Below are 23,244 nucleotides of genomic sequence, written 5' to 3' on the forward strand. Positions count from 1 at the left end.
GCGCGGAAGGCGAGAGGCATCGGGGAGGACGCGCCGCCATGAAAGACAAGACAACCACCACCGAACAGGCGATGGCGCTGATCCGCGACGGTGACGTGGTGACCACCACCGGCTTTGTTCAAAGCTGTATCCCGGAAATGCTGCACGCGGCGCTGGAGAAACGCTTTCTGGCCGAAGGCGCGCCCCGTGACCTCACCCTGATCATGTGCGCAGGCGCCGGCGACAGCAAGGGGCTGGGCACCGGGCGGCTGCACCACGATGGCTTGTTGCGACGGGTGATCGCCGGCAATTTCGGCCGTATGCCCAAGGTCGCCCAGGCAGCGCAGGAGAATAAGATCTGCGGCTACAACCTGCCCCAGGGGGTGATCTCACAGCTCTACCGCGCCTGTGCAGCAGGCCAGCCCGGCCTGTTCTCTAAGGTCGGCCTGCACACCTATGTCGACCCGCGCCACGGCGGCGGCAAGGTCAACAAGGTGACGGAGGAGGACATCGTCCGCTATCACGAGGTCGATGGCGAGGAATGGCTGTTCTACAAGGCCACCAAGATCGATGTCGCCTTTATCCGCGGCACCAGCGCCGACCGCTCCGGCAACATCAGCATGGAGCGCGAGGCGCTGACGCTGGACTGCCTGGCCCAGGCGATGGCGGCCCATAACAACGGCGGCATCGTGATCGCCCAGGTGGAGCGGATCGTCGAGGACGGCTCGATCAAACCCAAGGACGTGAAAATCCCCGGCCTGCTGGTGGATTGCGTCTGCCTGGCGAACGATCCGGAAATGCACCGGATGAACTATGGCGTGCAGCACAATCCCGCACTCTCCGGCGAAATCCGGGTGCCAGTGGAGGGCATCGCCAAGATGCCGCTGGACCAGCGCAAGATCATCGCCCGCCGCGCCGCATTTGAGCTGCCGCCCAACGGCGCTGTGAACCTCGGCGTCGGCGCGCCCGACGGCGTCGCGGCGGTAGCAAACGAGGAAAAGGCCACCCCCTACATCACCCTCACCACCGAGGCTGGAGCGGTCGGCGGGGTGCTGGCAGGCGGCTCCAGCTTCGGCTCCTCCGCCAACGCAGATGCCATCATTGACCAAAACCAGATGTTCGATTTCTACGACGGCGGCGGGCTGGACCTCACCTGCCTCGGCATGGCCGAATGCGACGCCGAAGGCAGCGTTAACGCATCCCGCTTCGGCGGCCGCCTCAATGGCTGCGGCGGCTTTATCAACATCTCCCAGAACTCCCGCGCCGTGGTCTTTGCCGGCACTTTCACCGCAGGAGGGCTGAAAGTGGCAGTGGAAAACGGCGAGCTGCGCATCGTTCAGGAGGGCCGCAACAAGAAGTTTGTCCGCCTCATCGAGCAGATCACCTTCTCCGGCCCCTACGCCTCGCAGCGCTCGCAACCGGTGCTTTACGTGACCGAACGCTGCGTGCTGCAGCTGACACCCAAGGGGCTGGAGCTGATCGAAATCGCCCCGGGCATCGACCTGCAGCGCGACATCCTCGACCAGATGGAGTTCAAGCCGATCATCGAAAACGTCGCCCTGATGGACGCGCGCATCTTCCGGGATGAGCCGATGGGACTGATGAACGACCTGTTGAATTTGAACCTCTCCGAACGGGTCACCTATGACTCCGCCCGCCACACCATGTTCCTCAACCTCGAGGGCTGGAGCGTCCGCAAGAAACAGGACGTCGAGGATCTGGACCGTGTGCTGCGGGAGGCCTTTGCCCGAAGCGGCCGTGACGTCAGCATGGTAATGAACCAGAACGGCTTCCGCATCGCCGAGGACCTGCAGGACGATTACGCTGCCTCAGTCGGCCGGACGCTGGAAACGTACTCGGCCTCGATCGCCCATTACACCACCAGTGCCTTCATGCGCCTGAAGATGCAGGGCGAGCTTGCCAGCCGCAGTGTGCAGCCGCACATCTTCGAAAGCGGCGAGGAAGCGCATCAGGCGATATGGGGTTCCTGAAACCGGCACCGGAATGGCCGGCCCCGCGCCGCCGTTCCGCGCCTTCCCAGCGGCCATCTGCCTCCCCTTAGGCGGCGCATTTCCGGGCCTCCCCGCCCCCCGTAAGAACCGCCTCCTGAACCGGTCATCATATTGAAACAGCGTCGTTTTTCGTCGTGACCCGGCACCCTTCCCGCCTCCCCGGCAGGCGGCGCGGGAGGAATTCCGGGGCCGCTGTAAGAAGAACTGCATTTTTTTTCAAAAACCCTCTTGCACCCCCCCGCAACAAACTTTAGACAGCGCCTCACCGATGGGGTGTAGCCAAGTGGTAAGGCAGCGGTTTTTGGTACCGTGTACCGTAGGTTCGAATCCTACCACCCCAGCCATCGGCCTTTCACAACATTCAACCGATCGCCTTCGGACTGGCAAAGCGTCACTCTCTGACCTGCCGCTGCAGCCAAGCGGCAAAGCGCCGGGCATCCGGGCGCAGCTGTTCAGGCCGGGTCACGATATAGTAGCCGCGGGCGTCCTGCTCTGCGAACAGCTGCTGAAGCCTGCCGCTGCGTAAGTCCTCCAGCACGAACTCGCGCACAGTCATCGCCACCCCCTGGCCTTCGCGCACCGCCTGCATCAGCAGGTTGCCGGGCAGCTGGCTGCGCGGCCCTGTCATGCCCTCCTGCACACCGCGCGACTGCAGCCAGCTGGTTGCCTCAGTGGTCCCCAGCTCCTCCAGCCAGGGCAAATCCAGCAAATCCTCCGGTGCCGCCACCACCCGCCGCTGCAGCAGGCTGGGGGCGGCGATCACCACCCTGGGCGATTGCAACAGCATTTCCGCGTCCAGCCCCGGCCAATTGCCGTCTCCGTAGCGCAGCGCCAAATCAACACCGCCTGGCTTCAGCTCGACAAGGGCTGCTGACGGGTCCAGCACCATTGCCAGCCCCGGATGCTCCATCTGAAACTGCGGCAGCCGCGGCATCAGCCAGTGGGCGGCAAAGGCCGGGGTGCAGGACACATGCAGCGGCCGGGCTGCACCGGTGCCGGAAATCTCCTGCACCGCCTGTTCTATCGCGCCGAACCCGAGATGCAGCGCCCGTGCCAGCCGTTCTCCCTCAAGCGTCAGCGCCAGTGCCCGGCCGCTGCGGTCCAGAAGGGCCGCGCCCAAATACGCCTCCAGCGCTCTCAATTGCTGGCTAATGGCAGCGTGACTGACATTCAGCGCTTTCCCCGCTTGCACCACACCGCCTGTTTCTGCGAAAGCAGAAAAAGCCCTCAGCGCCGCAAGCGGCGGCATGTGCAACCAATCCATATGTTACTCTGCCTTACACAATCCAATTCTAATTAACTCGCAGGAATCGCGTCATCGGGCAACAGTCTGCATCACACGCCAGAACAGGAGGCCCCGACATGCTGATTGACATCTATGCCCGCTCAATGGTGACCGCAGCCCGGCAGGACTGCGTGCGGCTGCGCGATTTGCCGCCGGCCAAACCGCTGCCGCGCGCCTATCAGGCGCCATTCCGCAAACCGGGACTGCTGGCCAGGCTCGCCGCCTGGCTGCGCAGCCGGCCGCCGCGGACCCGCTGCATCGACCCGCAGAAGATTTGACGGAAAAAAGCGCCGGTTTTCCATGAAACGCGCGAACAGATCGGAAAACCGGCGCATGGCCCGTCCGGCCTGCACGTCGGCCTCGCGGGATTTCTTGCTGCCCAGGAGGGGGTATTGGCTAAGCAGCAAACTCTTTCCTCTGCAGTATTACCCTGCCTGCCGGCGGCAAAATTTGATGCGGATCAAACTTGCGTAAATAATTTGCCCGGATGCGGGAAAAAACCTACGCTCATCCCATGGACATACCCCAGCGCGAACAGACTGCAGGCAGCGCCCGCGCGCCGCTGACGGCGGAGGAAGTCGGCGCGCTTGCGCATCTCTACCGCGGCGAAATTTACCGCAGCACGGTCTGGCGCACCCGGCTCGACACCACCACCAACTGGTCGGTTGTGACACTGGGGGTGGCGCTATCCATCTCTTACTCCTCGCCCGAGGCCTCGCCGCTGCCGCTGATCCTGGTCGGGGTGCTGATCATCTTCTTCCTGATGCTGGAGGCCCGGCGCTACCGCTATTTCAACGTGTTCCGCGCCCGCGCCCGCTGGCTGGAGACGCATTTTTACACCCCCATGCTGGTTGAGGGCGACCTGCATCTGGAAGAACACTGGCAGGACGTGCTGGCCGCCGATTACCTGCGCCCGGAATACCATGTCGGCGTGATGACCGCGGTCGGGCGGCGGATCCGGCGCAACTACTTCTGGATCCTGCTGATCCAGTCGATGGCCTATGGGGGTAAGCTGGCGGTGCATCCAACCGGCGTGGCCAGCTGGCAGCAGGCCCTGGACCGGGCCGACATCGGTCCCTTCCCCGGCGAGCTGGTGCTGGCAACCGGCGCCTTCTACGTGGCGCTGTGGGGCGGCATCGCCTGGTGGAGCGCCACAACGGACGCCGCCCGCGCCCGCAAGCGCACCTCAATGACTTCGATGGGCTGAAGCCCGCAGCCCCGGGGCTGCTCAGGCCTGCGAGCCGCCCCGCCCGGCCGGCCAGAACCGGGCCGCAAGCTGCAACAGGCGCGTCCGCCACGGAAATGAGATCGCACCACCTCCGGCTTCAAGAGGCGCGAGGCGAAATATCCACTCCGCAAGGCCGCCCCCTGGTTGCGGCAGGCCCGGCGCGGAAAACCTGCGCCCCCTGCCCGCTGCGGGACAGTCAAAGGGCGGATTGAGCGGAAAACAGCGCATCCCTGCTGCCGAACGGCAAAACACCGCCTGCCGCAAGCGGATAAACCGCTCTCTGCCCCCTCAGCCCTTTCCTGTGCAGAAGCTGAGTTATCTTGTTTTACGAGTGCCGCGGCCTGCTCTCCGGCTCCTTCTGTTGAAAGGTATCTGTGTTATGAAGTGCAAATGTTTCTCCGCCTTGTTCGTCCTGTCCGCCGCCATGGCAACGTCCGCGTTTGCCGGCGACTGGGAAGGCGCCTATGTGGGCGGCCAGATCGGTTACGGCTCCGGGGACATCGATCTCGACACTCTCACAGATCTCGACACCGATGGCGCTGTGGGCGGTTTCACAATCGGCTATTTGTGGGAAGTGGGCGAATGGGCGATCGGCCCCGAACTGCAATACGACTTCTCCGACCTGTCGATTGAATCCGGCGGCGCCTCCGGCGACTTCGACGGGATTGCCCGGCTGAAACTCCGTGCCGGTTATGATCTGGGCAATGGGCTGCTCTACGGAAGCCTCGGCTTTGCCTACACCAACTTTGACGGGCTGTCAGGCGTGGACGACATCGACTTCGATGACCCCGGCTATGTCATCGGTTTCGGCTACGACCACCAGATCAACGACCAGTGGGTGATCGGCGGCGAATACCAGTACCACAAGTTTGACGACTTCGGCATCGATGGCAACGATGTCGATTTCGGCACCTTGCATGTCCGGGCCATGTTCAGGTTCTGACCCCCCAGGGCGCGAACATGGTCAGACGTAAAGGGGCCGCACACCGCGGCCCCTTTGCTGTTTCAGGTTATCCGAAGCTTATTCGCCGCCGCCCAGCTGGTGGACATAGGAGGACACCGCACGGATCTCTGCCTCAGTCAGGCGGGTGTTCCAGGCCGGCATCACGCCATAGCGCGAATTGGTCACCGTCTCGGTCAGCGTCGCGTAATCTCCGCCATACAGCCAGATCGCATCGGCCAGGTTCGGCGCGCCCTGGGCGCGGTCGCCGGTGCCGTCCTCAGCGTGGCAGGAGACGCAGTTGTCGGCAAAGACCACGGACCCCGCTTCAACCTGTGAGGCATCCTGCGCCTCGCCCGACAGCGACATCACGTAGTTGACCACTTGGGAAATTTCTTCCTTCTCAAGCAGCTCGTCGCGGCCAAAGGCAGGCATCTCGGAATAGCGCGCTTCGTCGCTGTCCTCGTTGCGGATGCCATGGGCGATGGTCGCGTGGATATCCTCCACCGAGCCGCCCCAGAGCCAGTCGTCGTCCAGCAGGTTGGGATAGCCCTTGGCGCCGGCCGCACCGGACCCGTGGCACTGGGCGCACCAGGTCTTGAACACAGCGGAACCGGCGGACACCGCGTAGGAACCCAGCTCCGGGTCTTCCGCAATGGCGGTCAGCTCGGCCGCTTCCAGCTTGGCGTTGACGGGCGCATTGGCTTCTTCGACCGCGGTGATCTCAGCCGCCACATCGGCACGGGTCGACCAGCCCAGCACCCCGGCGGTGGCGCCGTTGATCAGCGGCCAGGCCGGATAGGCGATGGTGTACAGCACGCCCCAGATGATGGTGGCATAGAAGGTCCACAGCCACCAGCGCGGCATCGGGTTGTCGAATTCCTCAATCCCGTCCCACTCATGGCCGGTGGTGTTGGGATCGTTCTCGAACTTTTGCGATTTCTTGCTCATGCCCTCGCCTCCTTATCCGCGGCGGGTTGGCCGGCGCCCTTGCTGGGCGCGGGTGCGTCATCATGCCGGAACGGGATGTTTGCGGTGTCCTTGTAAACCTTGGTGCTGCCCGGGCGGAACGCCCAGACCACAACACCGATGAAGAAGGTAAACAGGAACAGCAGCATCCAGCTGTCCGCGAACTCTCTGAGGAGTGTATAGAATTCCATCTCTGCCTCCCTCAGCGGCTCGCGTCCGGGGTGAAGGTCGAAAAGTCGACCAGCGTGCCCAGCATCTGCAGATAGGCGATCAGCGCGTCGGCCTCGGAGATGCCCGGATTGCCGTCGAAGTTGCGCACGTTGATGTCCTCGCCATAGCGTTCCAGCAGACCGTCATAGTCGCTGTCCGGATCGGCCTGGGCGCGGAAGTCAGCCTGGGCGGCCTCGATCATGCCCTCCGTGTAGGGCGTGCCCAGCAGCGCGTTGGTGGCCATGATGTCGCCGATATACTTGCCGTCGATCATCTTGTCTTCGAGGAAGCCGTATTTCGGCATCACCGATTCCGGCACCACCGACTGCGGATCGCGCAGGTGGTCTGCGTGCCACTCGTCCGAGTAGCGGCCGCCGACACGGGCCAGATCCGGCCCGGTCCGCTTGGACCCCCACTGGAACGGGCGGTCATACATCGACTCCGCCGCCAGCGAGTAATGGCCGTACCGCTCCACCTCGTCGCGCATCGGGCGGATCATCTGGCTGTGGCAGACATAGCAGCCTTCCCGGATGTAGACCTCGCGGCCCGTCATCTCGAGCGGGGTGTAGGGACGCATGCCCTCAACCTTCTCGATGGTGTTTTCCAGGTAGAACAGCGGTGCGATCTGCACCAGGCCGCCGATGGTCACGACCAGGAAACTGCAGATCAGCAGCAGGGTCGCGTTGGTCTCGAGGATCTTATGTTTGTCGAGAATAGACATAGCTGCCTGGCTCCTTATTCAGCCGGGACCGGGACCGTCAGGCTGGCTTCTTTGGCCGGCGCCTTACGGACAGTCATCCACAGGTTGTAGCACATGATGATCGAGCCGGTGAGGAACATCACCCCGCCTAGACCGCGCACAACATACATCGGGAACTTCGCTGCCACGGTGTCGGCAAAGGAGTTCACCAGGAAGCCGTTGGCATCCACTTCACGCCACATCAGGCCCTCCATGATGCCGGTCACCCACATCGACGCGGCATAAAGCACGATACCGATGGTGGCGAGCCAGAAGTGCCAGGACACCAGCGACAGCGAATACAGGCGTTCCCGCTTCCACAGCACCGGCACCAGATAATACAGCGCACCAAAGGTGATCATGCCGTTCCAGCCGAGCGCGCCGGAGTGCACGTGGCCAATGGTCCAGTCAGTGTAGTGCGACAGCGAGTTCACTGCGCGGATCGACATCATCGGGCCCTCAAAGGTGGACATGCCGTAGAAGCCGACAGAGATCACCATCATCCGGATCACCGGGTCGGTGCGCAGCTTGTCCCAGGCGCCCGACAGGGTCATCAGGCCGTTGATCATGCCGCCCCAGGACGGCATCCACAGGATCACCGACATCACCATGCCCAGGGTCGAGGCCCAGTCAGGCAGCGCGGTGTAGTGCAGGTGGTGCGGACCGGCCCAGATATACAGGAAGATCAGCGCCCAGAAGTGGATGATCGACAGCTTGTAAGAGAACACCGGACGCTCGGCCTGCTTGGGGATGAAGTAGTACATCATGCCCAGGAAGCCCGCGGTCAGGAAGAAGCCCACAGCGTTGTGGCCGTACCACCACTGGATCATCGCATCCTGCACGCCCGGCCACACGATGACCGATTTGGAGCCCCAAATGGAGACCGGAATGGTCATGTTGTTGACCAGATGCAGCATCGCCACGGTGACGATGAAGGACAGGTAGAACCAGTTCGCCACATAGATATGCGGCTCCTTGCGCTTGATCACGGTGCCCAGGAACACGGCCAGATAGGCGACCCAGACAATGGTCAGCCACAGATCAACATGCCATTCCGGCTCCGCGTATTCCTTGGACTGGGTCGAGCCGAAGAGGTAACCGGTTGCCGCCAGCACGATGAACAGCTGATAGCCCCAGAACACGAACCATGCCAGGTTGCCGCCCCACAGGCGCGCCGCAGAGGTCCGCTGCACCACGTAGAAGGAGGTGGCGATCAGCGCGTTGCCGCCAAAGGCAAAAATCACCGCCGAGGTATGCAGCGGGCGCAGGCGGCCGAAATTGGCAAGACCCTGAGCCCATTCGAAATTCAGCACCGGAAACGCCAGCTGAAACGCGATGAAGGTCCCCGCCAGGAACCCCACCACACCCCAGAAGGCGGTTGCGATTGCGCCAGCGCGGATCACGCTGTCAAAATACTCATTTTCCACACCGGCGACTGCCCGTTTTGGCTCGCCGGTGCCGCGCAAAGTGTACAGGAACAGGCCGCCAGCCACGATCATCACGATGATCGCGTGTACCTGGTAAGCCAGATCCCGCGCGTAGTTGGTGCCGATCATCGCAAACAGCGTGACCAGACCAAGCGCTATCAGCTTGATATAATTAGACATCTTGCGTCCCTTTGCCATGCCCCCGCGAATCCTGCGGATACGGGGACGTTATTAGACCGCGCCCTTCATGCAAAACGCGCCTCTTCGCTGCCTTGATCTGCATCAAGACAAATCCCGGCAACATGTGACACTTCTTCCCGTGCAGTGAAACTCAAAGCATCCTTGCCGTCCGGGCCTGCGGTGCGCTTTCCGCCGAGAGGTGTCAATGTCCTACAAGTCCTTGCTTACCGTCCTGACAGCTGCGGACACCGCAGCGGCGCCTTTGGCGCAAATTGCGGCCCTGTCAGAGGCATTCAGCGCCCATGCCGATGCGCTCTGCCTTGGTGTCGACCGCACCCAGACAGGATACTACTATGCCGGTGCCAATGCCATGGTGCTGCAGGAAACTTTGGCCCGCGCGCAGGAAGAGGCAGAAGCGGTCCAAGCCCGGGCCGAAGAGACCCTGAAGCAGGCGGGCGTGACCTATGGCACCGACAGCGGCGTTGCGCAGATTGCCGACATCGGCCGCCACGTGGCGCGCCAGGCGCGGTTCTCCGACCTGGTCGTGCTGGGCCAGCCCTATGGGGCAGGCAAGCGCGCCGAGGCGGAACCGATCGTCGAAGCCGCATTGTTCGAAGGCCGCGCGCCGGTGCTGGTGGTGCCGGACAAGGCTGCGCCGCTTAAGCAGCCCCAGACCGTGCTGGTGGCCTGGAACGAAAGCATCGAAGCGATGACGGCAATCCGCCGCGCGATGCCCTTCCTGACCGGTGCCGATCTGGTCCGCATTGCGGTGATCGACCCGCCGCAGCACGGGCCCGAACGCTCGGATCCCGGCGGCATGCTGGCGCAGATGCTGGCCCGCCACGGGGTGAATTGCGAAATCGACGTTCTCAGCAAGACCCTGACCCGGGTGTCGGACGTGCTGAACCGCCACGCTGCCGACACCGCCGCCGACATGATCGTGATGGGGGCCTACGGCCACTCCCGCTTCCGCGAGGCCATTCTCGGCGGTGCCACCCGCAATATGCTGGAACAGGCCGCTGTGCCGGTACTGATGGCCCACTAGGCACAGCCAGGCTTGCCGATCAAAAAAGGCGCCCCTCGGGGCGCCTTTTTCATGCCAGCGGGCCGGGCCTCAGCCAGCCTTGCGGATCAGCCCGATCAGGAACAGCAGAATCACCGCGCCGATGGTGGCGTGGATCAGCGACCAGAAGAAACCGCCGCCCGCAGCAAACCCCAGCGCCGGAAAGATCATACCTGCCAGAAAGGCGCCCACCACGCCGACGATGATATTGCCAAGGATGCCAAAGCCGCGCCCCTGCATGATCTTGCCCGACAGCCACCCGGCCAGCGCCCCGATGATCAGCATCCCGATCAGACTTCCAAACTGCATTGCCGCCTCCGATTGTTTTGACAGCACCAATAGAGCACAGCTGCAGCGCCGGGTCACCCGCTGCCGTCAGGTTCCGCAAGCAAGGCGGCTCCCGCCCGTCGCCAGCCTTTCCTGCGAAAGACCTCCTCCCGTTGGGCCAGGCTCGGCGCTGCGCGCCGAGCCTGGCCCAAAGCCGCCAGCGGGTCCGGCACAGCCGGGAACGCGCGGGTGCGGGAGCACCCCTTTTCCTCAGCGGACGTAGTGCATGCCCTGGAAGCCAGCGCGGAACGCCGCGGTCTCTGCCGCCATCGCCGCCGGGTCCTCCGCCCGCAAGGCGCGGGCGATCAGATCCGCCAGTTTGGGCGCATGTGCCACCGTGACACCGCGGCGCACCAGCTCAGGGGTGCCGATGCGCAGCCCGTTCATGTCGCCCGGGACCTCAGCAATGGGCAGGCCGATGCCGCAGGCCAGGAAGCCCGCCTTGCGCAGATGTTTCGACGCTGCCTGGCCGCCGCCAAACTCCGCAGCCTCCAGCGCAAACTGATGCGACTGGGTCATGCCCCTTGCGGCCGCAAAGACCGGCAGCCCCTGCCCCGCCAGTTCCTGCGCCAGCGCAAGCGACAGATCCGCCATCGCGCGGGCATAGTCCGCGCCGTGCTCCACCCAGTCCAGCAGGCTCATCGCCAGCGCCGCCGATTTCGCCGCATCAAAGTTCGCAGTCATTCCGGGAAAGGCGATGGCATCCAGGCGCTCGGCTATTCCTGCGTCATTGGTAACGATCAGCCCGCCCGCCGGGCCGCCCAGGCTCTTGTAGGTGCTCATCGTCATCAGATGCGCGCCCTGTTCCAGCGGATTGGCCCAGTGGCCGCCCGCGATCATGCCGCACTGGTGGGCGGCGTCGAACAGCACCTTAGCCCCGGCCTCATCGGCAATCGCGCGCACCTCTGCCACCGGGTGCGGAAACAGGTTGAGGCTGCCGCCGATGGTGATCAGCTTGGGCCGAACCTTGAGCGCCAGTTCACGCAAAGCGTCCAGATCGACCGTATAGCCATCGCCGTCCACCGGTGCCGGATGGGTCCGCAGCCCGTAAAGACCCGCACAGCCGCCCGCGTGATGGGTGACGTGGCCGCCCACCGCCGCAGGCGGCGCGATGATGGCATCCCCCGGCTTGGCCAGCGCCATAAAGCCGTAAAGGTTCGCCAGCGCACCCGAGCCCACCCGGATCTCCGCATAGCGCGCCTTGAACACTTTGGCGGCCAGCTCCGCTGCGATCACCTCGATCTCCTCGATGGCCTCCAGCCCCATCTCGTACTTGTCGCCGGGATAACCCAGCGACGGGCGGCTGCCGAGACCGGTGGCCAAGAGCGCCTCTGCCGCCGGGTTCATCACATTGGTGGCCGGGTTCAGGTTGAAACAGTCGCGGTCATGGATTTCCGCGTTGCGCTCTGCCAGCGCGGTCAGCCGCGCGGCGGTTTCCGCGCTGGCGGCACCGGCTGTTCTGGCGGCCACGGTCTGCACGTAGTCCTCGCAGGCGGCGGGCACCCAATTGCGGCGGGCAAGCTCTGTCATGGTCTGTCTCCTTCACGCGGTGGCGGGTTTCTCTCTGCCCCCATCAAAGCGCTGATGCCCCCTTGCCCGCAAACCAGTTTTCCAGAAAACTAGGGCTAGAAAAATTAAGGCTAAACCATGGCTGTTTCCCCGCCCCCTGCCCAATCCCTGCCGCTCACCGCCTTGCGCGCGTTCGAGGCCGCCGCCCGGCTCGGCGGCTTTGCCGCTGCCGCGCAGGAACTGGGGGTCACCCCCGGCGCGGTCTCTGCCCAGATCAAATCGCTGGAGGACGCGCTGCAGGCACCGCTGTTTGTCCGCCGCCCGAAACAGGTGACGCTGACGGCGCTTGGCGCGCGGGTGCTGCCGGAGTTCACCGCGGCCTTTGACCAGATCAACGCCGCCACCCGCCTCCTGCGGGAAGAGGCCCAGCCCAGCACCGTCCATATCGCCACCCTGCCCGCGATTGCGCAGTTCTGGCTGTCGCCCCGCCTGCCCGGCTTACGCGCCGCAATGCCGGAGATGGTGGTGTCGGTCACCGCCGCGGAGGCCCCGCCGAACCTCAAGCGCACGCCCTATGACCTGTGCCTTTTTTACGGCGGCGAGCAGGGAGATGTGATTGAGCAGGACGTGATCTTCCCGGTCTGCGCGCCCGCGTTGGCAGAGCAGCTGCACACGCCCGCAGACCTGCAGAATGTGCCCTGCCTGTCAGACGCGGTCTGGGCGCAGGATTGGGAGCATTGGCTGCAGGCCGCCTACCCCGGCTCACCCCTGCATTTGAGGGGGCCGGAATACTCGCTTTACTCGCTGGCGGTGGAGGAAGCCGTCAACGGTGCAGGCGTGCTGATCGGCCATCAGGCGCTGATTGCGCCCTTGCTGGCCAGCGGCAGGCTTGTGGCGCCATTTGCACAGAAGGCCAGCCTGCCACGTGCATTGCGGCTGTGGAGCCTGCGCCCCTCCGGCCCGCGCAGCCCGGCCGCGCGGGTGGCGCGCTGGCTGGCAGAAAACAGTTAGCTGGCGCAGGTGAACGGCGGGCTCAGCCCAGGAAGCCGCCGTCGCTGTCGTCGCCGGCCTCTTCCATCAGGCGGCGCATGTCAGGCACGGTCACATGCCGCTTGCCTTCCAGCTCAATGATGCCGTCCCGCCTGAGCGCCGAGATCTGGCGGCTCACGGTTTCCAGCGTCAGGCCCAGATAGTCGGCCATTGCCTCCCGCGTCAGCGGCAGGTCGAACACCATCCGGTTGGTGGCCCCGCCCGGCGTCAGCGTGGCATCGCGGCGGGCAATGATGACCAGCAGGCTGGCGATCTTCTCGCGCGCGGTCTTGCGGCCCAGCACCAGCATCCACTCGCGCGCCGCGTCCAGCTCATCCAGGGTCATTTCCAGCAAACGGTGCGCGATATGCGGTGTGCGCTCCATCAGCTCTTCAAACGGCTTCTTGCGGAAGCAGCACATCACCACGTCGGTGGTCGCCGCAACATCATAGGCCGCGCCCTCGCGGCCCGGGCGGCCGACAAAATCACTGGGCAGCAAGAGGCCCACCATCTGGGTGCGCCCGTCCTCCATCGTTTGGGTCAGGGAGGCGATGCCCGAGACCACGGAACCCACGAAATTCATCACATCGCCGGACCAGATGATCGGCTGGCCCGCCTCATAAGTGCGGTAGTATTTGATCGCGTCCAGCTCTTCCAGCTCGTCCGCGTTGCAGCGCGCACAGACAGCCCGGTGGCGGATCGGGCAATCACCGCATCTGGAATGGGATAGTACGGGGGCGTTCATTGGTTGGTCCGGTTTGATCTGGGTCAAGGCTCAGGTTCGCGGGTTCCCATAACGCTAATTGAATGGAACAGAAAGCTCAATTGGCCGAACTGGGTTTGTTTGACGCCAAAGTGCCGCGCTATACCAGCTATCCCGCCGCGCCGCACTTTGGCAAAGAGACTGATTCCGCGCAGTTTTCCAGTTGGATTTCAAAGATTTCCCCCGGCAGCCGCATCTCGCTCTATATGCATGTGCCTTTCTGCCGCAGATTGTGCTGGTTCTGCGCCTGCCGCACGCAAGGCACCCATTCCGACGCACCGGTGGAGGCCTATGTCCAGGTTCTGAAGGCCGAGATTGCAGTGCTGAAGGCACAGCTGCCCGAGGGCATCACCCTGTCCCGCCTGCATTGGGGCGGCGGCACTCCGACCCTGCTGAGCGCGGATCTGATCCGCGATCTGGCGGGCGCAATCACAGAAGCCATACCGCTGGCGCCGCGGGCGGAGTTCTCAGTTGAGATCGACCCGAACGAGATCGGGGACCGGAGGCTGGATGCGCTGGCAGAGGCCGGCATGAACCGCGCCTCGGTCGGGGTGCAGGATTTCGACAGCACCATCCAGCAGGCAATCGGCCGCATCCAGAGCTTCGAGACCACGCGCACCGCCATTGACCAGCTGCGCGCGCATGGGATCACCAGCCTCAATGCCGATATTCTCTACGGCCTGCCGCATCAGACGCCCCCCATCATGACCGAAAGCGTGCAGAAGCTGTTGTCGCTGACACCGGACCGGGTGGCGGTCTATGGCTATGCCCATGTGCCCTGGATGGCTGGGCGGCAAACCATGATCCGCTCCGCTGCGCTGCCCACCCCGGAGGCGCGGCTAGAGCTGTTCGAGACCGCCCGCCAGCTGTTCCTGTGGGACGGCTACCGGGAGATTGGCATCGACCATTTCGCGCGGCCCCACGACGGGCTGGCAGTGGCGCAGCAGACCGGGCGCCTGCGGCGCAATTTCCAGGGCTACACCGATGATCCGGCAAAGGTGCTGATCGGCATCGGCGCCTCGGCAATCTCGCGATTCCCGCAAGGGTACGCGCAGAACGCGCCCGCCACCTCAGCCTATGTCCGTGCCATCCGCGATGGCCATTTCGCTACCGCCCGCGGCCATGCTTTTGGCGGCCAGGACCTGCTGCGGGCGCGGCTGATCGAGGCGCTGATGTGCGATTTCCGGATCTGCCGCGAGGAAATCCTGTCGCGTTTTGCCGTGACCGAAGACCAGCTGCAGCAGATGTTCGCCAAGGCGGACGCCGCCTTCCCCGGCATGCTGTCGGTTACCGCCAAAGGGCTGGACATCCGCGAAGAGGCGCGCCCGCTGACCCGGATGATCGCCCGCAGCTTTGATGCCTATGACCTCAGTCAGGCAGGCCACAGCACCGCGATCTGACACGTCTTAGCGGCGGCGGCGGAACTCTCCCGTTGGGCGGGGCACCTGCGGGCGCGGGAGCGTTCCGCTGTTTTCCGGCCAAAGGAGAATAGGTCAGCACCTCTGCCGCAATGTTTCGCGCGCGAAACATTTGGTCAAACTGGCTGCCGCAACTTCTGGGCGTTGCGCAGGCTGCGGACGCATAGATGCTGCAAAGCCTGCCAGAGGGTTAACCCAGGACAGTCTAACCCGCCGCGGCCAGCAGCCTGCGGGTGTAGTCCTGTTGCGGATTGGCGAACAGGTCCTCTGCCGCGCCGGTTTCCACCACGTCGCCCTGGTTCATCACCACCACCTTGTGCGACATCGCCCGCACCACGTTGAGGTCGTGGCTGATGAACAGATAGGCAAGGCCATAGCGCGTCTGCAGATCGCGCAGCAGCTCGACAATCTGCACCTGCACCGTCATGTCCAGTGCCGAGGTCGGCTCATCCAGCACCACCAGCTTGGGGCGCAGCACCATGGCGCGGGCGATGGCGATGCGCTGGCGCTGGCCGCCTGAGAACTCATGCGGGTAGCGGTCCATGGCCGCGGGGTCCAGGCCCACTTCCATCATCACCTCTGCCACCAGTTCGCGGGTATCGCGGTGCTGGTCGACCTTGTGGATCGCCAGCCCCTCCGAGATGATCTGGGCGCATGTCATCCGCGGACTGAGCGAGCCGAACGGATCCTGGAACACGATCTGCATATCCTTGCGCAAAGCGCGCAGGTCGCGGGTGGACCATTTGCGCAGGTCCTGGCCCTGAAATGTGACCGCGCCCTCAGACGCGATCAGCCGCATGATGGCCAGCGCCAGCGTGGTCTTGCCGGAACCGCTCTCGCCCACAATGCCCAGGGTTTCGCCTGCCCGCACGGAGACCGACATCGGGTTCACCGCCTTCACATACCCGACGGTGCGTTTCAGCAGGCCGCGCTGGATCGGGAACCAGACCTTAAGGTCCCTGGCCGAGACCAATTCCTCTGCATTTTCCGGCACCGGCTGCGGCTGGCCGGACGGCTCTGCCGCCAGCAGTTTCTGCGTATAGGGGTGCTGCGGGTTGGCAAAGATTTCTGCCGCCGGGCCTTCCTCGACGATCTCGCCGCTTTTCATCACGCAGACCCGGTCGGCGATGCGGCGCACGATGCCGAGGTCATGGGTGATGAACAACAGCCCCATGCCCTCGCTTTCCTTGAGCTCCGCCAGAAGGTCGAGGATCTGCGCCTGGATGGTCACGTCCAGCGCGGTTGTCGGCTCATCGGCAATCAGGATGTCAGGTTTGTTGGCCAGCGCCATGGCGATCATCACCCGCTGCCGCTGTCCGCCCGAAAGCTGATGCGGATAGGAGGTGAGCCGGTTTTCCGCATCGCGGATGCCGACCTTCTCCATCAGTTCCAGGATGCGCGCGCGGGCGGCCTTGCCGGTCAGCCCCTGGTGCAGCGCCAGGGATTCCTCCAGCTGCCGTTCGATGGTGTGCAGCGGATTGAGCGAGGTCATCGGCTCCTGGAAGATGAAGCTGATGTCATTGCCGCGCACCTGCATCAGGTGGCGCTCGCTGGCGCCGACCATTTCGGTGCCGTCATAGGTGACCGAACCCTCAACCATGGCGCTGTCGCCGAGAAGGGACACGGTGGAGAGCGCCGAGACCGATTTGCCGGAGCCGGACTCGCCCACCAGTGCCACGGTTTCACCGCGGCCGACGGAGAAGGAGACGCCGCGCACGGCCTCTGTCACCTTGCCGTCCTGGCGGAAGGAGACGCGGAGGTTCTGGACGTTCAGGAGGGGGGAGGTTTTGGTCATTATTCTTCCCCTAGCGACACTACGATTAGGGCAGAGCCCGTCCGAGGGCGGAAACGAAGTGCCCGCCCGTGGGGGCGGAAACGAAGTGCCCGCCCGTGGGGGCGGACGGGCACTGCCCGGCGTTCCGCCGGGCGGTATGCCTCAGTATAATCGGACATCCTCATGAAAACGTCTTCCGCGGGTCAAAGGCATCGCGCACGCCCTCAAAGATGAAGATCAAGAGCGACAGCATGATGGCAAAGGTGAAAAAGGCGGTAAAGGCAAGCCACGGTGCCTCCAGGTTCTGCTTGGCCTGCAGCGTCAGCTCCCCCAAGCTTGGCGCCGAGGACGGCAGGCCGAAGCCGAGGAAGTCCAAGCCCGCCAGCAGACCGATGGTGCCGGTGATGATGAACGGCAGCATGGTCAGCGTCGCCACCATTGCATTGGGCAGCATGTGGCGGAACATGATCGTCAGGTTGCCGACCCCCAGCGCCTTGGCGGCGCGGACGTACTCCAGGTTGCGGGCGCGCAGGAACTCAGCCCTGACCACGCCGACCAGCGCGGTCCAGCCGAACAGCACCATCAGGAACACCAACAGCCAGAAGCTGCGGCCCAGGATCGCAAACATGATGATGATGACATAGAGCGAGTTCACCGAACCCCAGACCTCAATCACCCGCTGGAAGACAAGGTCCGTCAGGCCGCCGAAATAGCCCTGCACCGCACCTGCCAGAATGCCGATCAGGCTGGCAGCGCCGGTCACCATCAGGGTGAACAGGATCGATAGGCGGAAGCCGTAGATCACCCGCGCCAGCACGTCGCGCTTGGTATCATCGGTGCCCAGAAGGTTCAGCCCGCCGGGCGGCAGCGGCGCCGCACCGGGACGGTCCACGGTGCTGTCAAAGCTGTAGGGGATCGGCGGCCACAGGGTCCAGCCTTCCTGGAAACCCTCCGCCGCATAGGTGCCTGCGGCGATCTCTTCCAGGATGGTGTCCGGCTCGTCAAAGCAGTCTTCCACTCCGCCGGAACGGATCAGGCATTCGACCTCCGGGTCGCTATAGACTGCCTCTGTCTGGAAATCGCCGCCAAAGGCGGTCTCAGGATAGAAGTTGAACACTGGCGCGTGGAGTTCGCCGCGGTAGCTGACCAGGATCGGCTTGTCGTTGGCAATGAACTCGGCAAACAGCGACAGGCCGAACAGCACCGCGAAGATCCACAGCGACCAGAAGGCGCGGCGGTTGCGGCAGAAGTTGCGCCAGCGGCGCTGGTTCAAGGGGGAGAGCGCCATGGATCAGCCCTCCCGCTTTTCAAAGTCGATGCGCGGATCCACCGCCACATACATCAGGTCGGAGATGATGCCGACCACCAGCCCCATCAGGCCGAAGATATACATGGTGCCGAACATCACCGGGTAATCGCGCGCCACTGCAGCCTCAAACCCCAGACGCCCCAGGCCGTCGAGCGAGAAGATCGTCTCGATGATCAGGGAGCCTGCGAAGAACACGCCGATGAACACCGCCGGGAAGCCCGCAATCACGATCAGCATCGCGTTGCGGAACACATGGCCGTAGAGCACGCGGTTCTCGCTGAGGCCCTTGGCGCGGGCGGTCATCACGTATTGCTTCTTGATCTCGTCGAGGAAGGAGTTCTTGGTCAGCAGCGTCAGGGTCGCAAAGGCCGCGATGGTGGAAGCGGTGACCGGCAGGGCGATGTGCCAGAAATAGTCCATGATCTTGCCGAACAGGCTGAGGCTTTCCCAGTTGTCCGAGGTCAGGCCGCGCAAGGGGAATATCTGCCAGTAAGAGCCGCCGGCAAAGAGCACCAGAAGCATGATGGCAAAGAGGAAGCCGGGGATCGCATAGGCGGCGATGATCACGCCGCTGGTCCAGGTGTCAAAGGGCGAGCCGTCGCGCATCGCCTTGCGGATGCCCATCGGGATCGAGATCAGATAGGCGATCAGCGTTGACCACAGGCCGAGCGAGATCGAAACCGGCATCTTTTCCAGCACCAGATCGGTGACATCGATCTTGCGGAAATAGCTCTCACCGAAATCAAAGCGGGCGTAGTTGCCGAGCATGGTCAGAAAGCGTTCCAGGGGCGGCTTGTCGAGGCCGAACTGCTGTTCCAGCTCCTTGATCAGCTCCGGCGGCAGGCCCTGGCGGCCGGCGTAATTCTCATTGGCGCTGATCGCCTCGGTGCCGGTGTCGCCGCCGCCGCCGGCAAAGCCCTCGAACACGTCGCCGCCGCCCTCAAGCTGGGCGATGATCTGTTCGACGGGGCCGCCGGGCACAAACTGCACCAGGGCAAAATTCACCACCAGAATGCCGAACAGCGTCGGGATTACCAGCAGCAGGCGCCGGAAGATATAGGCTGCCATGTCCGTTCCTTACCGCAGCGCGCCGGCGGATTTGAGCTCCGCCTCGCGCTCAGCATCAATCCACCACAGGTCCAGAAGACCGGTGTCATACGGCGGCAGGTTGTCGGGCTGGCGGTACATGTCCCAATAGGCAATCCAGTTCACATCCAGATACCAGGTCGGCACCACAAAGCGCTTGGCCCGCAGCACCCGGTCAAGCGCGCGCGCGTTGGCGCGCAGTTCTTCCTGGGTCTTGACATCGACGATATTGCCGATCAGCGCATCCACCGCCGGATCAGCCAGGCCTGCCGGGTTGAACACCGAATATTCATGCGCCTCGGAGCCAAAGTACTGGTAAAGCCCGGTCGAAGGTTCCAGCGACATCGGATAGGCGGAGGAGATCATGTCGAACTCCTTCTCGCGGCGGCGGCTGGTGTACTGGGCGTAGTCGACCCGGTTCAGCACCGCATCAACCCCCATAGTGCGCAGGTTGGCGGCGTAGGGCTGCACAATGCGTTCGATGGTCGGGCTGTCGGCCAGGAACTCGATCTTCAGCGGCTCACCGTCCGCGTTCCGGCGCATGCCGTCATCGCCCACGGCCCAGCCGGCCTCGTCCAAGAGCTTCATCGCCCGGCGCAGGTTCTTGCGGTCGCCGGGGCGCGACGCCTTGGAGGCATGTGCCATCACCGGTTCTGACGTCAGGATCGACGGATCGATCTGGTCTCCCAGCGCCTCCAGCACCTCCTTTTCCAGCCCCTCGGGCAAGCCTTCGGCAGCCAGCGGCGAATCCTGCCAGAAGGAGGAGCGATGCCGGAACAACCCGTACTGCAGGCTTTCGTTGGTCCATTCGAAATTGAACGCCAGCTGCATCGCCTCGCGCACGCGGATGTCCTGAAACTTGGGTTTCAGCAGGTTCATCACAAAGCCGCTGGCGGCCGGGACGTTGCCGTCGGGAAATTCGCCCTTGATCACCTGGCCCTTTTCGACCGCGGCGAATTCATAATTTGTGGCCCAGTTCTTGGAGTTGTTTTCGGGGCGCAGAGTGTAGACCCCTGCCTTGAAGCCCTCCATCGCGGCAACATCATCGCCGAAATACTCAACCCGGATGCGGTCATAGTTGTGGCGGCCGATGTTCACGTTCAGGTCCTTGCCCCAGTAGTCCGGGTTGCGCTTGTAGACGATGCGCTGGTTCACATCAGCGCTTTCCAGCACATAAGGCCCGGAGCCGATGCCCGGATCCAAGCGGGGCTGGTCGATGCGGCGGTTTTCGGGGTCGGCCTCGAACCAGGCCTTGGAAAACACCGAGGTGCCGCCGACCTGGGTGATCATCGCGCGGCGCGGGAAATCGGGCGAGAAGTAAAATTTAACCCGATGCGGCCCCAGCGCCTCTGCCTTGGGGATGCGTTTGCGCACGGCCTCAGCATAGGATTTCAGCCCCTGCTCCAGCAGGATGTTGTGGGAGAACACCACATCCTCGGCGGTGACCGGGCTGCCGTCGGAAAACTTCGCCTCCGGGCGCAGGTTGAAGATCACCCAGTCCTGGCTTTCGGGGTACTCCAAGCTTTCGGCAATCAGGCCGTAGTAGGAGCCCGGCTCGTCATAGGATTCCACCAGCAAGCTTTCGAACTGGGCCGAGGACAGCGCCCCTGCGCGGCCCTTGCGCGTATAGGGGTTCATGCTGTCAAAGGTGCCGACCGCGGAAATCGACAGCTCGCCGCCCTTGGGCGCCTCCGGGTTCACGTAATCGAAACGGGCAAAGCCTTCGGGGTATTTCAGCTCCCCGAATTCGGCAAAGCCATGCGCCTTGATGATGGTCTCTTCCGCCCTTGCCAGCGTCGCGGCGGCCAGCGCCAGGATCAGCCCCAGGGCCAGCGCGGCGGCGGCCTGCAGCGGGTTCACTCTGTCCTTCGCGCGCACGCGCGCCGCAGCTTTGACGGTGTTCATCTGCCATGACCTCCTATGCCCGGAACTGTGGCCCGGGTTATCCGGCCCCAAGCTAATGTCCGGGGGCGGTAACATTCAAGTTGAGATTGGGTGATCAGCCGCCCGATCTGGGCATAAAGCAGCCGAAACAAAGGCCTGCACACAGCCGCGCTTGCGCGAAATTAAGTTACCTGCAAGCCTCAGATCACTATTGCGTTATAAAACGAGGGAGTCTGCCGATGCTGAAGTCAATGAAATTTGCCGTTCTTGCGGTTGCCGGGGCCGCCGCGCTCAGCGCCTGCGCCCAGCAGGAAGAGGAAGTGGTCTACACCAGCCCGGAAGAGGCCTACTGCGTGCAAACCGGCGGCAGCTACGTGCTGCGCAGCGGCAAGGCGGGCACCATCGGCGTCTGCATCCTGCCCGACGGCACAGAGCGCGATGCGCTGGCCTATTACCGCGAGAACAACCCGGCCTGACCCGGGACCGCTCATGCGAACATCAAAAAAGCCGCTGCATATCGCAGCGGCTTTTTCAGTTGGATAGCTGGGACAGCGGCCGGGCTTAGTTGTCCAGGCTGTCCAGATAGGCGATGAGGTTCACCCGGTCCTTCTGCTTTTTCAGACCGGCGAACGACATGGTGGTGCCCGACGCATAGGCCGACGGCTTGGTCAGGAAGGCGTCCAGCTCTTCCGGGGTCCAGTTGCCTTCCAGGCCGGTCAGCGCACCGGAATAACCAAAGCCAGGTGCAGCGGCGATGTCCCGGCCAACCACGCCGTACAGGTACGGGCCGGTGGCGTTGGCGCCGTCTTCCAGCTTGTGGCAGGCAGAGCACTTCTTGAATACTTTGGCGCCTTTGGCGGCGTCGGCGGAGGCCATCAGCTCTTCGAAGCTGACTTCCGGCTCGTCGCTGGCGGCGGCGTCGGCCGAGGCGACTTCGATCACATAGGAAGCCTCACCGTGGCTGTCCATGTGATACAGTACTTCTGCGCCCCATTTGCCCAGAAGGAATACCAGGAACGCGCCGCAGAGGCCTGCGGTCGCTTTGGTGAGGGTCATCGTGTCAAACATGATCGCGAGTCCATTTAGCTGTCTGACGGGGTGTCTAAGGCTTCCCCTCCCAAGTGGCAAGGTATAGACAGCGCGACGAAACGCCCATTTCTTGAAGTTTTGCACGGGGAACACACCCATGAGCCGCAAAATCGCCATTCAGGGGGAGCTCGGCTCCTACAGCCACGAGGCCTGCCGCATCGCCCGCCCCGGCCTGGAGGTGCTGGCCTGCCGCACGTTCGAGGACATTCTGGAGGCGGTGCGCAGCGGCGCGGCGGAGCAGGCGATGCTGCCGGTGGAGAACTCCACCTACGGGCGTGTGGCCGACAGCCACCGGCTGCTGCCGCACAGCGGGCTGCACATCATCGACGAAGCGTTTGTGCGGGTGCATATCAACCTCTTGGCGGTGCCGGGGGCGAAACTGGAAGACATCCGCGAGGCGCATTCGCACCTGGTGCTGCTGCCGCAATGCGGCACCTTCCTGCGCGAGCACGGCATCCGCGGCCGCGTCAGCCCCGACAACGCCCGCGCCGCGCGGGATGTGGCCGAAGCGGGCGACATCCACTCCGCTGCGCTGGCCAGCGAGCTGGCGGGCGAGATCTACGGGCTGGAGGTGCTGGCCCGCCATATTGAGGACAACGGCGACAACACCACCCGCTTCCTGATCATGGCTCAGGAACCCGATTACACCCGCCGCGGCGCCCACAACATGATCACCAGCTTTGTCTTTCAGGTGCGCAACATCCCCGCCGCGCTGTATAAGGCGATGGGCGGGTTTGCCACCAACGGCATCAACATGACCAAGCTGGAAAGCTATATGGTGGACGGCTCGTTCACCGCGACCCAGTTCTATGCCGACATCGAGGGCCACCCGGACGACGCCAATGTGCAGCTGGCGATGGATGAACTGAGCTATTTCACCACCAATGTCGAAATCCTCGGCGTCTACCCCGCGGACAACGGCCGGTTCTGAACCGGACACAGGCAGGAAGGGGCGTTGCCCCTCTTGGCCTTGCGGCCAATTCACCCCAGGATATTTTCAGCCAGATGAAGATCGGCCCCCCGC

At 63.8% G+C, this 23,244-nt stretch carries 22 protein-coding genes and 1 tRNA gene; 10 read left to right on the forward strand and 13 right to left on the reverse strand.

Features of this window, described 5'->3' with window-relative positions; genetic code table 11:
* The first annotated feature begins 38 nt into the window (after positions 1 to 38).
* Positions 39 to 1,970, forward strand: coding sequence for an acyl CoA:acetate/3-ketoacid CoA transferase (locus AC5STB_RS02250; protein ID WP_495441361.1), 1,932 nt, complete (start codon positions 39 to 41; stop codon positions 1,968 to 1,970).
* Positions 1,971 to 2,260: 290 nt separating this feature from the next.
* Positions 2,261 to 2,335 (forward strand) — tRNA-Gln (locus AC5STB_RS02255).
* Positions 2,336 to 2,382: 47 nt separating this feature from the next.
* On the opposite strand, the gene AC5STB_RS02260 is transcribed toward AC5STB_RS02255, so the two are convergent.
* A complete protein-coding gene (locus AC5STB_RS02260; protein WP_495441362.1) occupies positions 2,383 to 3,255 on the reverse strand; it encodes a LysR family transcriptional regulator in 873 nt (290 codons plus the stop codon).
* 98 nt (positions 3,256 to 3,353) lie between these two features.
* Between AC5STB_RS02260 and AC5STB_RS02265 the strand changes: the two genes are divergently transcribed.
* The 3 genes from AC5STB_RS02265 to AC5STB_RS02275 all read left to right on the forward strand — a co-directional run bounded on the left by AC5STB_RS02265 (position 3,354) and on the right by AC5STB_RS02275 (position 5,447).
* Complete coding sequence (locus AC5STB_RS02265; protein ID WP_495441363.1) at positions 3,354 to 3,554, forward strand: hypothetical protein; 201 nt, start codon at positions 3,354 to 3,356, stop codon at positions 3,552 to 3,554.
* Positions 3,555 to 3,790: 236 nt separating this feature from the next.
* Positions 3,791 to 4,483 (forward strand): DUF2270 domain-containing protein, encoded by a 693-nt coding sequence (locus AC5STB_RS02270; protein ID WP_495441364.1) that lies wholly within the window; start codon positions 3,791 to 3,793, stop codon positions 4,481 to 4,483.
* A gap of 400 nt (positions 4,484 to 4,883) precedes the next feature.
* Positions 4,884 to 5,447 carry an outer membrane protein gene (locus AC5STB_RS02275; protein WP_495441365.1) on the forward strand — a complete coding sequence of 188 codons (564 nt, stop codon included), beginning with the start codon at positions 4,884 to 4,886 and terminating at the stop codon, positions 5,445 to 5,447.
* Positions 5,448 to 5,525: 78 nt separating this feature from the next.
* On the opposite strand, the gene ccoP is transcribed toward AC5STB_RS02275, so the two are convergent.
* Genes ccoP through ccoN form a run of 4 tightly spaced genes read right to left on the reverse strand, consistent with a single transcriptional unit; the run spans position 5,526 to position 8,969 of the window.
* Positions 5,526 to 6,395 (reverse strand): cytochrome-c oxidase, cbb3-type subunit III, encoded by an 870-nt coding sequence (gene ccoP / locus AC5STB_RS02280; protein WP_495441366.1) that lies wholly within the window; start codon positions 6,393 to 6,395, stop codon positions 5,526 to 5,528.
* A complete protein-coding gene (locus AC5STB_RS02285) occupies positions 6,392 to 6,604 on the reverse strand; it encodes a cbb3-type cytochrome oxidase subunit 3 (RefSeq protein WP_495441367.1) in 213 nt (70 codons plus the stop codon). The genes ccoP and AC5STB_RS02285 overlap by 4 nt, the downstream gene beginning before the upstream one ends.
* A gap of 11 nt (positions 6,605 to 6,615) precedes the next feature.
* A complete protein-coding gene (ccoO, locus tag AC5STB_RS02290; RefSeq protein WP_495441368.1) occupies positions 6,616 to 7,344 on the reverse strand; it encodes a cytochrome-c oxidase, cbb3-type subunit II in 729 nt (242 codons plus the stop codon).
* Positions 7,345 to 7,358: 14 nt separating this feature from the next.
* Complete coding sequence (gene ccoN / locus AC5STB_RS02295; RefSeq protein WP_495441369.1) at positions 7,359 to 8,969, reverse strand: cytochrome-c oxidase, cbb3-type subunit I; 1,611 nt, start codon at positions 8,967 to 8,969, stop codon at positions 7,359 to 7,361.
* Between the two features lie 205 nt (positions 8,970 to 9,174).
* Between ccoN and AC5STB_RS02300 the strand changes: the two genes are divergently transcribed.
* The gene (locus AC5STB_RS02300) at positions 9,175 to 10,014 is read left to right on the forward strand and encodes a universal stress protein (RefSeq protein WP_495441370.1); all 840 of its coding nucleotides are present in this window, start codon (positions 9,175 to 9,177) and stop codon (positions 10,012 to 10,014) included.
* Positions 10,015 to 10,083: 69 nt separating this feature from the next.
* On the opposite strand, the gene AC5STB_RS02305 is transcribed toward AC5STB_RS02300, so the two are convergent.
* Together AC5STB_RS02305 and glyA are read right to left on the reverse strand one after the other, a co-directional pair.
* The gene (locus AC5STB_RS02305; RefSeq protein ID WP_495441371.1) at positions 10,084 to 10,341 is read right to left on the reverse strand and encodes a GlsB/YeaQ/YmgE family stress response membrane protein; all 258 of its coding nucleotides are present in this window, start codon (positions 10,339 to 10,341) and stop codon (positions 10,084 to 10,086) included.
* Between the two features lie 228 nt (positions 10,342 to 10,569).
* A complete protein-coding gene (gene glyA, locus AC5STB_RS02310; RefSeq protein WP_495441372.1) occupies positions 10,570 to 11,889 on the reverse strand; it encodes a serine hydroxymethyltransferase in 1,320 nt (439 codons plus the stop codon).
* Between the two features lie 117 nt (positions 11,890 to 12,006).
* On the opposite strand from glyA, the gene AC5STB_RS02315 reads away from it, so the two are divergent.
* Positions 12,007 to 12,879, forward strand: a complete 873-nt coding sequence (locus tag AC5STB_RS02315; protein ID WP_495441373.1) for a LysR family transcriptional regulator — start codon at positions 12,007 to 12,009, stop codon at positions 12,877 to 12,879.
* A 22-nt stretch (positions 12,880 to 12,901) separates the two neighbouring features.
* Here AC5STB_RS02315 and fnrL read toward each other — a convergent pair whose 3' ends face one another.
* Positions 12,902 to 13,642, reverse strand: coding sequence for a transcriptional regulator FnrL (gene fnrL / locus AC5STB_RS02320; protein ID WP_495441374.1), 741 nt, complete (start codon positions 13,640 to 13,642; stop codon positions 12,902 to 12,904).
* Between the two features lie 62 nt (positions 13,643 to 13,704).
* Between fnrL and hemN the strand changes: the two genes are divergently transcribed.
* Complete coding sequence (hemN, locus tag AC5STB_RS02325; RefSeq protein WP_495441375.1) at positions 13,705 to 15,060, forward strand: oxygen-independent coproporphyrinogen III oxidase; 1,356 nt, start codon at positions 13,705 to 13,707, stop codon at positions 15,058 to 15,060.
* 223 nt (positions 15,061 to 15,283) lie between these two features.
* On the opposite strand, the gene AC5STB_RS02330 is transcribed toward hemN, so the two are convergent.
* The 4 genes from AC5STB_RS02330 to AC5STB_RS02345 all read right to left on the reverse strand — a co-directional run bounded on the left by AC5STB_RS02330 (position 15,284) and on the right by AC5STB_RS02345 (position 21,152).
* On the reverse strand, positions 15,284 to 16,873 hold the full coding sequence (locus AC5STB_RS02330; RefSeq protein ID WP_495441376.1) for an ABC transporter ATP-binding protein: 1,590 nt from the start codon (positions 16,871 to 16,873) through the stop codon (positions 15,284 to 15,286).
* Between the two features lie 160 nt (positions 16,874 to 17,033).
* The gene (locus AC5STB_RS02335) at positions 17,034 to 18,140 is read right to left on the reverse strand and encodes an ABC transporter permease (RefSeq protein ID WP_495441377.1); all 1,107 of its coding nucleotides are present in this window, start codon (positions 18,138 to 18,140) and stop codon (positions 17,034 to 17,036) included.
* Between the two features lie 3 nt (positions 18,141 to 18,143).
* Positions 18,144 to 19,229 (reverse strand): microcin C ABC transporter permease YejB, encoded by a 1,086-nt coding sequence (locus AC5STB_RS02340; RefSeq protein ID WP_495441378.1) that lies wholly within the window; start codon positions 19,227 to 19,229, stop codon positions 18,144 to 18,146.
* 9 nt (positions 19,230 to 19,238) lie between these two features.
* On the reverse strand, positions 19,239 to 21,152 hold the full coding sequence (locus AC5STB_RS02345) for an extracellular solute-binding protein (RefSeq protein WP_495441379.1): 1,914 nt from the start codon (positions 21,150 to 21,152) through the stop codon (positions 19,239 to 19,241).
* Between the two features lie 218 nt (positions 21,153 to 21,370).
* Here AC5STB_RS02345 and AC5STB_RS02350 point away from each other — a divergent pair, with 218 nt between their 5' ends.
* On the forward strand, positions 21,371 to 21,607 hold the full coding sequence (locus AC5STB_RS02350; protein ID WP_495441380.1) for a putative hemolysin: 237 nt from the start codon (positions 21,371 to 21,373) through the stop codon (positions 21,605 to 21,607).
* An 85-nt stretch (positions 21,608 to 21,692) separates the two neighbouring features.
* Here the strand turns inward: AC5STB_RS02350 and AC5STB_RS02355 are convergent, their stop codons facing one another.
* Positions 21,693 to 22,199: a c-type cytochrome gene (locus AC5STB_RS02355; RefSeq protein WP_495441381.1), complete on the reverse strand. Its 507-nt coding sequence runs from the start codon at positions 22,197 to 22,199 to the stop codon at positions 21,693 to 21,695.
* Between the two features lie 118 nt (positions 22,200 to 22,317).
* Between AC5STB_RS02355 and AC5STB_RS02360 the strand changes: the two genes are divergently transcribed.
* Positions 22,318 to 23,151 (forward strand): prephenate dehydratase, encoded by an 834-nt coding sequence (locus AC5STB_RS02360; RefSeq protein WP_495441382.1) that lies wholly within the window; start codon positions 22,318 to 22,320, stop codon positions 23,149 to 23,151.
* Positions 23,152 to 23,244: the final 93 nt, after the last annotated feature.

This window comes from Leisingera sp. CC-HEC093, from assembly GCF_059429195.1.

What these genes read in the sequence shown, in the direction of transcription:
- AC5STB_RS02345 (WP_495441379.1), bottom strand. Translation starts at nt 21,152, where the DNA reads ATGAACACCGTCAAAGCTGCGGCGCGCGTGCGCGCGAAGGACAGAGTG.
- ccoN (WP_495441369.1), bottom strand. Translation starts at nt 8,969, where the DNA reads ATGTCTAATTATATCAAGCTGATAGCGCTTGGTCTGGTCACGCTGTTT.
- ccoO (WP_495441368.1), bottom strand. Translation starts at nt 7,344, where the DNA reads ATGTCTATTCTCGACAAACATAAGATCCTCGAGACCAACGCGACCCTG.
- ccoP (WP_495441366.1), bottom strand. Translation starts at nt 6,395, where the DNA reads ATGAGCAAGAAATCGCAAAAGTTCGAGAACGATCCCAACACCACCGGC.
- AC5STB_RS02260 (WP_495441362.1), bottom strand. Translation starts at nt 3,255, where the DNA reads ATGGATTGGTTGCACATGCCGCCGCTTGCGGCGCTGAGGGCTTTTTCT.
- AC5STB_RS02350 (WP_495441380.1), top strand. Translation starts at nt 21,371, where the DNA reads ATGCTGAAGTCAATGAAATTTGCCGTTCTTGCGGTTGCCGGGGCCGCC.
- AC5STB_RS02340 (WP_495441378.1), bottom strand. Translation starts at nt 19,229, where the DNA reads ATGGCAGCCTATATCTTCCGGCGCCTGCTGCTGGTAATCCCGACGCTG.
- AC5STB_RS02275 (WP_495441365.1), top strand. Translation starts at nt 4,884, where the DNA reads ATGAAGTGCAAATGTTTCTCCGCCTTGTTCGTCCTGTCCGCCGCCATG.
- AC5STB_RS02270 (WP_495441364.1), top strand. Translation starts at nt 3,791, where the DNA reads ATGGACATACCCCAGCGCGAACAGACTGCAGGCAGCGCCCGCGCGCCG.
- AC5STB_RS02330 (WP_495441376.1), bottom strand. Translation starts at nt 16,873, where the DNA reads ATGACCAAAACCTCCCCCCTCCTGAACGTCCAGAACCTCCGCGTCTCC.
- glyA (WP_495441372.1), bottom strand. Translation starts at nt 11,889, where the DNA reads ATGACAGAGCTTGCCCGCCGCAATTGGGTGCCCGCCGCCTGCGAGGAC.
- AC5STB_RS02265 (WP_495441363.1), top strand. Translation starts at nt 3,354, where the DNA reads ATGCTGATTGACATCTATGCCCGCTCAATGGTGACCGCAGCCCGGCAG.
- AC5STB_RS02285 (WP_495441367.1), bottom strand. Translation starts at nt 6,604, where the DNA reads ATGGAATTCTATACACTCCTCAGAGAGTTCGCGGACAGCTGGATGCTG.
- AC5STB_RS02360 (WP_495441382.1), top strand. Translation starts at nt 22,318, where the DNA reads ATGAGCCGCAAAATCGCCATTCAGGGGGAGCTCGGCTCCTACAGCCAC.
- AC5STB_RS02250 (WP_495441361.1), top strand. Translation starts at nt 39, where the DNA reads ATGAAAGACAAGACAACCACCACCGAACAGGCGATGGCGCTGATCCGC.
- AC5STB_RS02315 (WP_495441373.1), top strand. Translation starts at nt 12,007, where the DNA reads ATGGCTGTTTCCCCGCCCCCTGCCCAATCCCTGCCGCTCACCGCCTTG.
- AC5STB_RS02300 (WP_495441370.1), top strand. Translation starts at nt 9,175, where the DNA reads ATGTCCTACAAGTCCTTGCTTACCGTCCTGACAGCTGCGGACACCGCA.
- fnrL (WP_495441374.1), bottom strand. Translation starts at nt 13,642, where the DNA reads ATGAACGCCCCCGTACTATCCCATTCCAGATGCGGTGATTGCCCGATC.
- AC5STB_RS02305 (WP_495441371.1), bottom strand. Translation starts at nt 10,341, where the DNA reads ATGCAGTTTGGAAGTCTGATCGGGATGCTGATCATCGGGGCGCTGGCC.
- hemN (WP_495441375.1), top strand. Translation starts at nt 13,705, where the DNA reads ATGGAACAGAAAGCTCAATTGGCCGAACTGGGTTTGTTTGACGCCAAA.
- AC5STB_RS02355 (WP_495441381.1), bottom strand. Translation starts at nt 22,199, where the DNA reads ATGTTTGACACGATGACCCTCACCAAAGCGACCGCAGGCCTCTGCGGC.
- AC5STB_RS02335 (WP_495441377.1), bottom strand. Translation starts at nt 18,140, where the DNA reads ATGGCGCTCTCCCCCTTGAACCAGCGCCGCTGGCGCAACTTCTGCCGC.